12 protein-coding genes and 2 pseudogenes are annotated in these 12,638 nt (G+C 67.4%); 11 read left to right on the forward strand and 3 right to left on the reverse strand.

Features of this window, described 5'->3' with window-relative positions:
- Positions 1-227 precede the first annotated feature (227 nt).
- Both BLS74_RS29750 and BLS74_RS29755 read left to right on the forward strand, forming a co-directional pair.
- Positions 228-849, forward strand: a pseudogene (locus tag BLS74_RS29750) (tyrosine-type recombinase/integrase); the annotation flags it as partial.
- Positions 850-1,060: 211 nt separating this feature from the next.
- A pseudogene (locus BLS74_RS29755) lies at positions 1,061-1,333 on the forward strand (helix-turn-helix transcriptional regulator); the annotation flags it as partial.
- Between the two features lie 48 nt (positions 1,334-1,381).
- Here BLS74_RS29755 and BLS74_RS29760 read toward each other — a convergent pair.
- Complete coding sequence (locus BLS74_RS29760) at positions 1,382-2,299, reverse strand: LysR family transcriptional regulator (protein ID WP_093110968.1); 918 nt, start codon at positions 2,297-2,299, stop codon at positions 1,382-1,384.
- Between the two features lie 162 nt (positions 2,300-2,461).
- Here BLS74_RS29760 and BLS74_RS29765 point away from each other — a divergent pair, with 162 nt between their 5' ends.
- The 9 genes from BLS74_RS29765 to BLS74_RS29805 all read left to right on the forward strand — a co-directional run bounded on the left by BLS74_RS29765 (position 2,462) and on the right by BLS74_RS29805 (position 9,857).
- Positions 2,462-3,181 carry a pirin family protein gene (locus BLS74_RS29765; protein WP_093110970.1) on the forward strand — a complete coding sequence of 240 codons (720 nt, stop codon included), beginning with the start codon at positions 2,462-2,464 and terminating at the stop codon, positions 3,179-3,181.
- 154 nt (positions 3,182-3,335) lie between these two features.
- On the forward strand, positions 3,336-3,989 hold the full coding sequence (locus BLS74_RS29770) for a hydrolase (protein WP_093110972.1): 654 nt from the start codon (positions 3,336-3,338) through the stop codon (positions 3,987-3,989).
- Positions 3,990-4,006: 17 nt separating this feature from the next.
- Positions 4,007-4,282 (forward strand): DUF1427 family protein, encoded by a 276-nt coding sequence (locus BLS74_RS29775; protein WP_093111011.1) that lies wholly within the window; start codon positions 4,007-4,009, stop codon positions 4,280-4,282.
- Between the two features lie 104 nt (positions 4,283-4,386).
- Positions 4,387-6,276 carry an amidohydrolase gene (locus tag BLS74_RS29780; RefSeq protein WP_212733722.1) on the forward strand — a complete coding sequence of 630 codons (1,890 nt, stop codon included), beginning with the start codon at positions 4,387-4,389 and terminating at the stop codon, positions 6,274-6,276.
- Positions 6,277-6,281: 5 nt separating this feature from the next.
- The gene (locus BLS74_RS29785) at positions 6,282-6,677 is read left to right on the forward strand and encodes a DoxX family protein (protein ID WP_093111013.1); all 396 of its coding nucleotides are present in this window, start codon (positions 6,282-6,284) and stop codon (positions 6,675-6,677) included.
- On the forward strand, positions 6,670-8,271 hold the full coding sequence (locus tag BLS74_RS29790; RefSeq protein ID WP_093110976.1) for an MFS transporter: 1,602 nt from the start codon (positions 6,670-6,672) through the stop codon (positions 8,269-8,271). The genes BLS74_RS29785 and BLS74_RS29790 overlap by 8 nt, the downstream gene beginning before the upstream one ends.
- A gap of 37 nt (positions 8,272-8,308) precedes the next feature.
- Entirely contained in the window at positions 8,309-9,130 is an 822-nt protein-coding gene (locus BLS74_RS29795; protein WP_093110978.1) for an alpha/beta fold hydrolase, read from the forward strand.
- Between the two features lie 19 nt (positions 9,131-9,149).
- Complete coding sequence (locus BLS74_RS29800) at positions 9,150-9,512, forward strand: hypothetical protein (protein ID WP_212733723.1); 363 nt, start codon at positions 9,150-9,152, stop codon at positions 9,510-9,512.
- Positions 9,513-9,542: 30 nt separating this feature from the next.
- A complete protein-coding gene (locus BLS74_RS29805) occupies positions 9,543-9,857 on the forward strand; it encodes a GNAT family N-acetyltransferase (protein WP_093110980.1) in 315 nt (104 codons plus the stop codon).
- 204 nt (positions 9,858-10,061) lie between these two features.
- Here BLS74_RS29805 and BLS74_RS29810 read toward each other — a convergent pair whose 3' ends face one another.
- Both BLS74_RS29810 and BLS74_RS29815 read right to left on the reverse strand, forming a co-directional pair.
- Positions 10,062-11,918, reverse strand: coding sequence for a sensor histidine kinase (locus BLS74_RS29810; RefSeq protein ID WP_170855770.1), 1,857 nt, complete (start codon positions 11,916-11,918; stop codon positions 10,062-10,064).
- A gap of 14 nt (positions 11,919-11,932) precedes the next feature.
- Positions 11,933-12,595: a response regulator transcription factor gene (locus tag BLS74_RS29815; RefSeq protein WP_244504079.1), complete on the reverse strand. Its 663-nt coding sequence runs from the start codon at positions 12,593-12,595 to the stop codon at positions 11,933-11,935.
- Positions 12,596-12,638: the final 43 nt, after the last annotated feature.

Genomic DNA, 12,638 nt, shown 5'->3' on the forward strand with positions numbered 1-12,638 from the left:
CGAATTCGGCGGATTGCGCACGCACCGCCGATGTCCGCTCCTGGCCGAGACGGTGAGTTCGTAGCTGAGCCGGGAAGCTGACTTTCGACGTGAGAGCTGGGCCGACCACGCCCCCACCGCACGGCAGTCGCTCGTCCTTGATTCGTCTGCCGCCTTGCTCCAGTCCAAGCGTTTTGATTCTCTCAGAGGTGCATCTTTGATGGTCCTCAACTTGATAGGAGTCCATCATGGGAACCAATGTCAACGCTGCTTGCCGCGAGCCATGGAACAAGGGCAAGATCGTCGGCCAGAAGGCCCCGTTCAAGGTCAAGGACATCTGGGCACTTCGAGCGCGCCTCCAGATGGAAAACCGGGTGCGCGAGCTTGCTCTCTTCAATCTGGGCATCGACAGCAAGTTGCGTGGCTGTGACCTCGTCAGTCTCAAGGTCCGGGACATCTGCCACGGCGACCAGGTGGCAACGCGCGCCGTGGTGATGCAACACAAGACCCAGCGCCCTGTCCAGTTCGAGATCACGCAAGCGACACGGGAAGCTGTGCAGAAGTGGATCAAGCAAGCAGGGCTGAAATCTGAGGATTTCGTTTTCCCAAGCCGCTTCCACGCCTCACCACATCTGGGGACACGGCAGTTCGCTCGAATCCTCGAGGGCTGGGTCGAGGATCTTGGACTTGATCCCGCAGACTACGGCACGCATTCGATGCGGCGAACCAAGGCGACGTTGACCTACCGGCGCGCTAGAACCTGCGTGCTGTGCAGTTGCTGCTTGGTCATTCCAAGCTCGACTATCTCCCGTGAGGTACCTCGGTATCGAGGTGGACGACGCGTTGGAGATCTCCGAGCAAACTGAGATCTCTGATCGAGGCGTCTATTGGGCATGCCATTCGATTGCCGAACCCAAGGCGAAGCGATCGGCCGGTGTGCCCGTCTTGCCAGCGCGTGACCGTTTGACGCACAAGCCGATGGCAGCTCCCTGGAGCGACTGCGGCATCGCGCTCCCGGCCAAGCAGACCTTCGAGGTCGACCTCGACCACGAGCTTTCCATGAAGAACATTCAAGTCATCGATGGCGCAGCGAACTGCGTGTACGACATCTTCGCCGTCACTGACGAGGAGTTCGCGCGAATGCACGCTGTCGCGCAGCCACTTCGGTAAGGCATTCAAGCAGACCACCGGGCAGACACCGCACGCGTGGCTGGTGCGCCAGCGCGTCGAGGCGGCGCAGCGCCTGCTGCGCAACCCCGGTCTGTCCATCGCGCAGGTGGCCTCGGCCTGCGGCATTGCCGACCAGAGCCACCTGACGCGGGTGTTCTCGGCGCGCACCGGCACATCGCCGGCACACTGGCGCCGCAGCCGAGCCGATCGATCCGCCCGTCGCGCCGCGGCGTCAGGAGATCCAGCCGGATCGCGGAAGCAGCGCGGGCACCAGCGGCCGGTTCAACTGCTTCACCCACCATTGCAGCGCCTGGCCGTTGGCGCCTGTCTTCCAGGCAAGCCAGAATGCCTCGGGCGCGCGGGGCTCTTCGGTGGCGAGTTCCACCAGGGTGCCGCGCGCCAGTTCGCTCTGGATGCAGGCGCGAGGCAGAAAGCCGTGTCCCAGGCCAGCCATCTGGCAGGCGATCTTCGCGGCCATCGACGGGACCGCGATGCGCTGCTGGCCGGAGAGCAGTCCCACCGTGCGGTCGGACAGGGTGCGCGCGCTGTCGCTCACCACAATGGCGTTGTGCTCCAGCAAGTCGCCGCGATGCAGCGGGCGGTCAAGCCGGGTCAGCGGATGCGTCGGTGCGACGCAGAACGCGAACTCGAGGCTGCCCACCATGACGCACTGGTAGCCCCCGCCGGCCGGCCCTTCGCCTGCGGCGATGACCACGTCTGCGCGCTCCTCGCGCAACGCCTCCCAGCTCCCGGTGAGCGCCTCGCAGCCGATGCGCAGCCGCGTACCGCAGCGTAGGTTCTCGAAGGCCCGCACGTCGTCGATGAGCGCCTGCGTCGGGATCAGCGAGTCATGCACCAGCCGCAGCTCCGATTCGAAGCCGGTGGCGATCTGCCGCATGCGAGATTCCAGATCGCTGGCGGCGCCAAGCAGCCAGCGCCCCTCCTTGAGCATTTCCTCGCCAGCCGCGGTGAGGCTCACGCGCGGCCCGTTGCGCTCGAACAGCAGCATGCCCAGCTGCTGTTCGAGCTTGCCCACGGCGTACGAGATCGTGGAGGGCACCTTGTTCAGGCGGGCGGCGGCCGCGGCGAAAGAGCCGTGGCGCGCGATGGCATCGACGACCTCGATGGCTTCCAGGCTGAGTTTGAGCACGCGATACCTTGCAGAATCAATGATCGAAAACTTCGATCATAGACGTCGAAAAGATTCGCCAACTGGTGCCGTGGAAAGAAAGAAGATTTCGACATGGCTCGCAGTTCGCTTCGAGGCCATCGTGAATTCGATCGAATTCACAGAACCAGAAAGGAATGAATCATGTTGGAAGTTCGCAGCGCCAACGACCGCGGAATCGCTGATTTCGGCTGGCTGAAGTCTCGCCACACCTTTTCCTTCGGCCACTACCACGATCCCGCACAACAGGGCTTTTCGGACCTGCTGGTGATCAACGACGACCGCGTGAATCCCGGCGGCGGCTTCGGCACCCATCCGCACCGCGACATGGAAATCTTCTCGTACGTGCTCGATGGCGCGCTCGAGCACAAGGACTCGATGGGCACGGGCTCCGTGATCCGCCCCGGCGACGTGCAGATGATGAGCGCGGGCACTGGCGTGCGGCATAGCGAGTTCAATTCGTCGGCCACCGACCCGCTGCACTTCCTGCAGATCTGGATCGTGCCGAACGCCAAGGGCGTGGCGCCCCGCTACCAGCAGGTGCACTTCGCCCCCGAAGAAAAGCGTGGTCGCCTGCGGCTGATCGTCTCGCCCGAAGGCGCCGACGGCTCGCTCGCGGTGCACCAGGACGCCCGCGTCTATGCCGGCCTGTTCGACGGCGAAGAATCCGCGTCGCTCACGCTCGGCCCCGACCGCCATGCCTATGTGCATGTGGCGCGCGGCAGCGTCGAAGCCAACGGACAGCAGCTGGCCGAGGGCGACGGTGCGCGTGTGCGCCACGAAGACCGGCTCGACTTGGCGCGCGGCGAGGGCGCCGAGGTGCTGGTGTTCCACCTGCGCCCGAACGAGCTGCCTTCCTTCTGACAACGCATGCACCTTCGGCCGTCGCGGACGGCAAATGTCCAAACGGTCTCACTAATTGACAAGACACGCAGGCTTGCCGAAACGAGGATGCATGTCACCACCGATCCCCTGTTCTTTTTTTCATTTTTATCCAATCGTTGAAACGGAGTACCTCATGTCCCTCAAAGCCACCCCCACCGCCGGCGCCAAGCTGCTCACCCCCACCGACCACACGCTGGTGATGATCGACTTCCAGTCGCAGATGGCCTTTGCCACGCACTCGATCGACGCGGTGAACCTGCGCAACAACGCTGCGCTGGTGGCGCAGGCCGCGGCCGGCTTCAAGGTCTCGACCATCCTGACGACGGTGGCCGAGAAGAGCTTCTCGGGCCCGATGTTCAGCGAGATCGCCGACGCCTTCCCGGGCCAGAAGATGCTCGACCGCACCTCGATGAACACCTGGGAAGACGCCGCCGTGATCGACCGCGTGAATCAGATCGGCAAGCCGCGCATCGTGCTGGCGGGCCTGTGGACTAGCGTGTGCATCGTCGGGCCGGCGCTGTCGGCGCTCGACCAGGGCTTCGAGGTGTACGTGATCGCCGACGCCTGCGGCGACGTGTCGGCCGAGGCGCACAACCGCGCGATGGAACGCATGGTGCAGGCCGGCGCGCAGCCGATGACCTCGCTGCAGTACCTGCTCGAGTTGCAGCGCGACTGGGCCCGTGGCGACACCTACGAGCTGACCACCGGCATCGCGAAGAAGGTCGGCGGCGCCTACGGCCTGGGCGTGACCTACGCCAAGACGATGTTCGGCGCGCACGAAGGCTGAACGCCGCGGTGAACAAGATGAAGCCCTACGTCCTGTCGCTCGCGCTCGGCCTGCTGGTCGGTGTGATCTACGCACTGTTCCAGGTGCGCTCGCCGGCCCCGCCGGTCATCGCCCTCGTGGGGCTTCTCGGGATCCTGCTCGGCGAGCAGATCCCGCCGCTCATCAAGAGCGTGATCAAGCCCGATGCTGTGGCCACCTCCTGGCTGCAGCACCAGGTCAAGCCGCATGTGTTCGGCGAGTTGCCACAATGCGCCAATGTGGGCCCGGCCGCCACACCCCGCAAAGACACATGAGCGATTCATTCGACGAACAGCGCCGCCGGCTGTGCCTCGGCACGCTTGGCGCCGCGCTAGCTGGTACGGCAATGGCCCAACCCAACCCTCCAAGGACACCCGACATGGCAGGCACCACCGCCCCCGACCTGATCCTGCACAACGGCCGCTTCACTACGCTAGCCCGCGCCAACCCCACGGCCGATGCGGTAGCCATCAAGGACGGCCGCTTCACCCGTGTCGGCCGCGCGCACGACATCCTGCCGCTGGCGGGCAGCAATTCCCGCGTGATCGACCTGCAGGGCAGGCGCGTGCTGCCGGGCCTGATCGATAACCACCTGCACATCATTCGCGGCGGCCTCAACTTCAACCTCGAGCTGCGCTGGGACGGCGTGCGCAGCCTGGCCGATGCCATGGCGATGCTCAAGCGCCAAGTCGCCATCACGCCCGCGCCGCAATGGGTGCGCGTGGTGGGCGGCTTCACCGAGCACCAGTTCGTGGAGAAGCGCCTGCCGACCATCGAAGAGCTCAACGCGGTGGCGCCCGACACGCCGGTGTTCCTGCTGCACCTGTACGACCGTGCGCTGCTCAACGGCGCTGCGCTGCGGGCCGTTGGCTACACGAAGGACACGCCGGCACCACCCGGCGGCGAGATCGTGCGCGACAGCGCCGGCAATCCCACCGGCCTGCTGCTGGCGAAGCCCAACGCGTCGATTCTCTATGCCACGTTGGCCAAGGGACCGAAGCTGCCTTTCGAATACCAACTTAACTCGACGCGCCACTTCATGCGCGAGCTCAACCGCCTTGGCGTGACCGGTGCGATCGACGCGGGCGGCGGTTTCCAGAATTTTCCCGAGGACTACCAAGTGATCCAGCAGCTGGCCGACGCCGGCCAGCTCACCATCCGCCTCGCCTACAACCTCTTCACCCAGAAGCCGAAGCAGGAGAAGCAGGATTTCCTCAACTGGACCGCCACGTCGAAGTACAAGCAGGGCGACGACTACTTCCGCCACAACGGCGCCGGCGAGATGCTGGCGTTCTCGGCCGCCGACTTCGAGGACTTCCGCCAGCCGCGGCCTGACATGGCGCCCGAGATGGAAGGCGAGCTTGAGGAGGTGGTGCGCGTGCTGGTACAGAACAAATGGCCGTGGCGCTTGCATGCGACCTACGACGAGACCATTGACCGCGCACTCGACGTCTTCGAGAAGGTCAACCGCGACACGCCGCTCGCCGGCCTGAACTGGTTCTTCGACCATTGCGAAACGATCTCCGAGAAGTCGATCGATCGAATCGCCGCGCTGGGTGGCGGCATCGCGGTGCAGCATCGCATGGCCTACCAGGGCGAGTACTTCGTCGAGCGCTACGGCCCCGGCGCGGCCGAGGCCACACCGCCGGTCAAGCGCATGCTCGAGAAGGGCGTGAAGGTGTCGGCCGGCACCGACGCCACGCGCGTCGCCTCGTACAACCCGTGGGTGTCGCTGTCGTGGCTGGTCACGGGCAAGACCGTCGGCGGCATGCAGCTCTATCCGCAGCGCAACTGCCTCGACCGCGAGGCCGCGCTGCGCATGTGGACGGAGAACGTGACCTGGTTTTCCAACGAGGTCGGCAAGAAGGGCCGCATCGAGCCCGGCATGCTGGCCGACCTGGTGGTGCCCGACCGCGACTTCTTCGCCTGCCCGGAATCGGAGATCGCCGACACCACGGCGCTGCTGACCATGGTCGGCGGCAAGGTGGTGTACGCTGCGGGGCCGCTCCAGGCGCACGACGAGGGCACTCCATCGCCCGCGATGCCCGACTGGTCGCCGGTGCGCAGCTTCGGCGGCTATGGCGGCTGGGGCGACGCCGAGGGCGCACCGCTGCAAAAGGCGATGCGCCACGCGGCCATGTCCTGTGCCTGCGCCAACAACTGCAACGTGCACGGCCACCAGCATGCGACGGCGTGGAGCAGCAAGCTGCCGATTGCCGATCTCAAGAGCTTCTGGGGCGCGCTCGGCTGCGCCTGCTGGGCGGTCTGATGACGATGCGCTGGACAACCGGCCCCGTGCTGCGCTGGATTGCATTGCTGCTGTTATGCGCCGCCTACCTGCAGGGCGGCTTCAACAAGGCCGTGGATTTCGACGCCGCCATCGCGGAGATGAACCACTTCGGCCTGGCGCCCGCGGCACCGCTGGCCGTGGCGGTCATCGTGCTGGAACTGGGCGCCTCGGCGCTCATCCTCACTGGCTTCTTCCGCTGGCTCGGTGCGCTGGCGCTGGGCGGCTTCACGCTGTTCGCGACCTTCGTCGCGTTGCGGTTCTGGGAGATGCCGCAGCCGGAGCGCTTCATGGCCGCCAATTCCTTCTTCGAGCACCTGGGCCTGGTCGGGGGCTTCCTGCTGGTGGCCTGGCACGACCTGCGGGAGCGTGCCCATGTCTGAACCTCAGCCCAGCGCGGTTGCGTCGCCAACCCAGCCCGGGGCCTTCGCGCCGCTGCGCCAGCCGGTGTTCGCGGTGTTGTGGGCCGCCACCGTGCTCGGCAACATCGGCAGCTTCATGCGCGACGTGGCGAGCTCGTGGCTGGTGACCGACCTCTCGGCGAACCCGACCGCGGTGGCGCTGGTCCAGACCGCGGCCACGCTGCCGATCTTCCTGTTGGCGATACCGGCCGGCGTGCTCTCCGACATTCTCGATCGGCGCCGTTTCCTGATCTTCGTGCAGCTGGTGCTCGCGGCCGTGAGCGGCACGTTGCTGGTGCTCTCGCACACCGGCGCGCTCACGGTCGAGTACCTCATCGCGCTGACCTTCGTGGGCGGCATCGGCGCCGCGCTGATGGGGCCGACCTGGCAGTCGATCGTGCCCGAGCTCGTGCCGCGCGCCGAGCTGAAGAGTGCGGTGGCGCTGAACTCGCTCGGCATCAACATCGCCCGCTCCATCGGCCCGGCCGCGGGCGGCCTGATCCTCGCGAGCTTCGGTGCGGCGGTCACCTACGGGGTCGATGTGCTGAGCTATGCGTTCGTGATCGCGGCGCTGCTGTGGTGGAAGCGCCCGGCGGTGATCGACAGCGGCCTGTCCGAGAATTTTCTCGGCGCCTTCCGCGCCGGCCTGCGCTACACGCGCGCCAGCAAGGAGCTACACGTGGTGCTGCTGCGCGCCGCCGTGTTCTTCCTGTTCGCCAGCTCGGTCTGGGCCCTGCTGCCGCTGGTGGCGCGCCAGATGCTCGGCGGCACGGCCGGCTTCTACGGCATCCTGCTGGGCGCGGTAGGAGCCGGCGCGATCGCCGGTGCGCTGGTCATGCCGCGGCTGCGCGCGCGGCTCGATGCGGACGGGCTCATCCTGCTGGCGTCCGTGCTCACCGCGGCCGTCATGGGCAGCCTCGCGTTCGCGCCGCCGCAATGGCTCGCTGTGCTGCTACTGTTGGTGCTGGGGCTGGGCTGGATCATCGCGCTGACCACGCTCAACGGCGTGGCGCAGTCCATCCTGCCGAACTGGGTGCGCGGGCGCGGGTTGGCGGTGTACCTGACCGTGTTCAACGGCGCCATGGCCGCAGGCAGCCTGGGCTGGGGCCTGGTCGCGCAGCAGGTCGGCGTGCCGGCCACGCTGCTGGTGGGCGCGGTGGGGCTTCTGGTGGCGGCGGTGCTGTTCCATCGCGTGCGGCTGCCGGCAGGCGAGGCCGATCTGCAGCCCTCCAACCACTGGCCCGAACCGCTTGTTGCCGAGCCTGTTGCGCACGACCGCGGGCCCGTGATGATTCAGGTCGAATACCGCATCCGCAAGGACGACCGCCCGGCGTTCCTGGCCGTGATGAAGCGGCTCTCGCTTGAGCGCCGCCGCGACGGCGCCTACGCCTGGGGCATCACCGAGCACACGGGCGATGCCAAGCGCATCGTGGAGTGGTTCCTCGTCGAGTCGTGGGCCGAGCACCTGCGCCAGCACCACCGCGTGTCGCATGCCGACGCCGACCTGCAAGGCGAGGCTATACGTTTCCACATCGGCCCGGGCAAGCCCGAGGTGCATCACTTTCTTTCTCTCTGACAACCAAGGACCTTCCCTTTCACTCCCCAGGAAAACCATGACCACACTCACATTGCGCGACGGCACCGAGCTCTACTACAAGGACTGGGGCTCGGGCCAGCCCATTCTCTTCAGCCACGGCTGGCCGCTCAGCGCGGACATGTGGGACGCCCAGATGCTGTTCTTCGCAGAGCGCGGCTACCGCGTGATCGCATTCGACCGCCGCGGTTTCGGCCGGTCGAGCCAGCCGTGGACAGGCTATGACTACGACACTTTCGCCGACGACATCGCCGAGCTGATCGAGAAGCTCGACCTGAAGGACGTGATCCTCGTGGGCTTCTCGATGGGCGGCGGCGACGTGACGCGCTACATCGCGCGCAAGGGCAGCGCCCGAGTGGCCAAGCTCGCACTCATCAGTGCCGTGACGCCGCTGTTCATGAAGACGGCCGACCACCCCGTGGGCCCCGACGCGTCGGTGTTCGCAGGCATCCGCGCCGGGCTGGCTGCCGATCGTCCGCAGTTCCTCGACGACTTCAGTACGCTCTTCTACGGCACCAACCGCGCCGGCGCCAAGGTGTCGCAGGGCATCTTCAAGCAGACGCTGCAGATCGCGCTGCAGGCCTCGATCAAGGCCACCCTCGACTGCGTGACCGCGTTCTCGGAAACCGACTTCCGCCCCGACATGGCCAGGATCGACGTGCCCACGCTCGTGATCCACGGCGACGACGACCAGGTCGTGCCTATCGAGGCCACCGCCCGGCTTGCGGCCGAAATGATCAAGGGCAGCCAGCTCAAGGTCTACGCAGGCGCGCCGCACGCCACCTGCACCACCCACAAGGACCAGGTGAACGCTGACCTGCTCGCGTTCATTCAAGCCTGATCGTTCGCTGGACGCGGGCATGCAAGGCGCTTACGGCGACCTCCTGGGACGGTACTTCGAGTTGCCTTCCGTGCCCGCTCTCGTCATGCTGCCGGCACTGAAGGCGCCGTTCGTTGCTACGCGCATCACCTGCCATGACCGATGCGGCGGGCCTGGCGCGTGTGATCGGCATTGCCTGCCCCCGGGGTTGGTCGATCCGGTCATGGGAAGCCTGGGCGCGGCGGTGCTGGCCCTGCTCGATGGGCCGCAGCGTGCAGGCTCGGCGGTGAGCGAGCATCTGGCGATCGCGATCTGTGCCCACCTGGTCCATCGCTTCGGGAACCATGCCAAGGCCGGTGCCACTACGTCCCAGACTGCGCGGCGTCCGCGGCGCATGCACTGACGCCTCCTCTCCCCACTCGGGACCATCTTCATGACCACGCCTCCTTCTCCTTCCGTTCAAGACAACCCGTCGAAGCACCGTTTCGAGTTCGCATCGCAAGGCGAACGCGCGGTCGCGATCTACGCCCTGGCGGGCGACGTCATCACTTTCGTCCACACCCTGGTTCCCGAGGCACTCCAAGGCCAGGGCCTCGCCAGGCAACTGGTGCTCGCGGGCTTGACCTCCGCGCGCGAGCGTGGCCTGCGCGTCATTCCGCAGTGCCCTGTGTTCGCGGCCTACATGCGCGCGCACCCGGAGACGCACGACCTGCTGGCCGACGAAGGCCGCACCCTGCTCGGTCTCTGAGGCAGTCAGCGCATGGCCACCGACGACCGGCGCCCGGAGCTGCGCAGCGCGTCGGAACTTTGGGCTTGCGCAAGCGTTGCAGTCGATGCCTCAGCCGACCGCCGGCGTGTTCGTGGGTAGGCCGCCCTCCGACATGGCCTCAAGTTCGCACGCGGTCGGGCCGGCCGGGCTCTTGTGGGCTTGGATCGGGCGCGCATGGCTGCATCATCCCGCGATCGCCACGCCAGCCGGCAGTTGGATTGGAAAGCGCAGCGCGACCGTGGTGCCATCGGGTGTCGAGCGGATGTCCAGCGTGCCGTTCAGCCGGCGCGCGCGCGCCTCCATGTTGCGAAGGCCCATGCCGCCGTGCGCGTCCCCGCCGCCGGCGAAGCCACTGCCGTCGTCCGCCACCGAGAGCGAGAGCTGCCCGTCGGCCGCGTCGATGCCGACGCGCACCTTCGAGGCGCGGCTGTGCTTGAGCACGTTGGCCAGCGCCTCCTGCAGCAGGCGCAGGAAGTCGAGCCCGCGGCGGTCGTCAAGGCGGCACTGGTCCAGCCCGCGCAGCGCCCAGGTGCATTCGATGCCTGCGGCCTCCAGCACGCGCGTGCTGCGGTGGCGCAGCGGCGCCAGGCGTTCCGACAAGCGGTCCGCATCGCCCAGCGACGAGCTTTCGATGATCAGGCGCAGGTCGTCGCGCACTTCCTTGAGCGCCCACAGCGCGGTGTCATGCCCGGCCGCGCTGCGGTTCTCGAGCGAGGCGATGTGGCCGCTGAGCGTCATGCCCAGGCCGTCGTGCAGGTCGCGCACCAGGTTCATGCGCTCGGCCAGGCGCGTGTTCTCCAGTTCCGTCGCGTGCTCGCGGTGCAGCACCGAGGACAGGCGCCGGGTGGCGTCCTCCACGTGGTGCCGCAGCTCGGCGTTGAAATGCTCGACCAGGCGCATGCCGACCACGAAGCGCCAGGTCAGCACGAAGGAGATGCCCACCAGCATCGCGCTGGAGGACCAGGGCGTGTAGTAGAGATTGGTGGCCAGCACGTTGTGGAACACGAGCACGTCGTGCGTGCCGGCGGCCAGCGGCAGCAGGGTGCACAGCGCCAACGCCTGCACCTCGCGCTTGCCCGAGGCCAGCGCGTGCCGGCAGATGATCCAGACACTCAGCGCGTAGGTCGCCAGCGCCATCACGACCGCGGCGTCGCGAACCGGCGACAGCAGCGCGTGCGGCGCAAGCCACAGGGCGGTCGTGGTCAGGCCGATGGCGCCCCCGATGAGCCGCACGGCGCGGCGCCGTTGCAGATCGCAGAAGCGCAGGGCGAACATGAGGAAGGCAGCGATGCTCAGCACCAGGGCGGACATGTTGACGGCCTGGTAGGCGTGGGTGCTGCCGAAGGGCCAGGTGTCGCGCGCGACGTAGTTGTAGCCCACCGGCACCCACAGCAGCGAGAACAGGCTGAACCAGCCGTAGAAGGTCTCGTTGCGCCGCAGCAGCCAGAACAGGCCGTAGAGCACGCCCATCGCGAGCGTGATGCCCAAGCTCAGCATGTGCAGCGACTGCCGGATCAGCTGCTCGTGCCGGTAGTGCGCCTCGGCCGCGGCCGGCTGGTCCACCGTCACCTGGCCGAGGCCGGGGGCATAGGCCGCGAGGCCCGAGACGCGCACCAGCAGCTCGTTGGGCCCGGAGCGCAGCAGGGGCGCGCTCAGCAGCCAGTGGCGCGGATAGTTCCAGCTGCGTGACAGCGGCTCCTCGAGCTGCGTGTCCTGCGCCAGCAGGGTGCCGTTGACGTAGATCGCGCCGGCCATCGAGAGATAGTCCATCGCGAGGCCCCGGGGTGAAGGCTCGCCGGCTGCGGCGGGCTCGTTCCACCGCAGGCGATACCACACCATGCCATCGTGCGCCGGCCAGCGCTCGGCCCAGGCGTCGGGCAGCGTCACCGTGGCCCAGCCCTCGGCGGGCGGCGTGTCGGGAGCCGTCGGGTCCGCGCGTACGGCCTCGATGCGCTCGAAGCCGGGCAGCCCGCCGGCCGCGGCTGGCGGCAGGCCGGCGAACAGGAAGAAAAGCAGCAGGCCCAGCAGCAGCTGCTGCATGCGGCCGAGCAGGATCAGGGCAGCAGGCCGCGCCCGCGGGCGCTGTGGACGGCCGCAGCACGCGAGCGCACGACGAGCTTGCGATAGATGTTCTTGGCGTGGCATTCGACGGTGTTGACCGAGATGTGCAGGCTTTGCGCGATCTCGCGGTTGCTTTGTCCCTGGGCCACCAGTTCGAGCACCTCGATCTCGCGTTCGCTGAGCAGGCCTGTGTCCGCTGGCGGGGCGGCCGCAATCCTAACCACCTGCGCGGCCGGCGGTGCGGCCACCAGGTGCAGGATGCGACGCGCGATCACCGGGTCGATCGGCGCGCCGCCGCGCTGCATGCTGCGCAGCGAGAGCTCCAGCTCCACGTCCTCGCCGTTCTTCAGCAGGTAGCCGGTCGCGCCGCCGCGAATGGCGCGCAGCACCGTCGCGTCGTCGCCGAGGCTGGAGACGATCACCGTCTCGGTCTTCGGCGCATGCGTCTGCATCCACTCCACGAACTCGATGCCGCTGCCGTCGGGCAGGCCGACGTCGACCAGCGCGAGATCGAAGCGCTGCAGCGCCGACTGCGCCCGCGCCTGCGCCAGCGAGTCGGCCTGCGTGCACAGCGCCTGCGCGTGCACTTGCGAGACGATGCGCTGCAGGCGCCAGCGCACGGGTTCGTCGTCATCGACGATCAGGACGTTCAACAAGCGTTTTTCCCTCATCGGGCCGTGCCGGCGGCAGGGCGGGTAT

The sequence above is a fragment of the Variovorax sp. CF079 genome, from assembly GCF_900101545.1.
In the GTDB taxonomy this organism is placed as follows: Bacteria; Pseudomonadota; Gammaproteobacteria; order Burkholderiales; family Burkholderiaceae_C; genus Variovorax.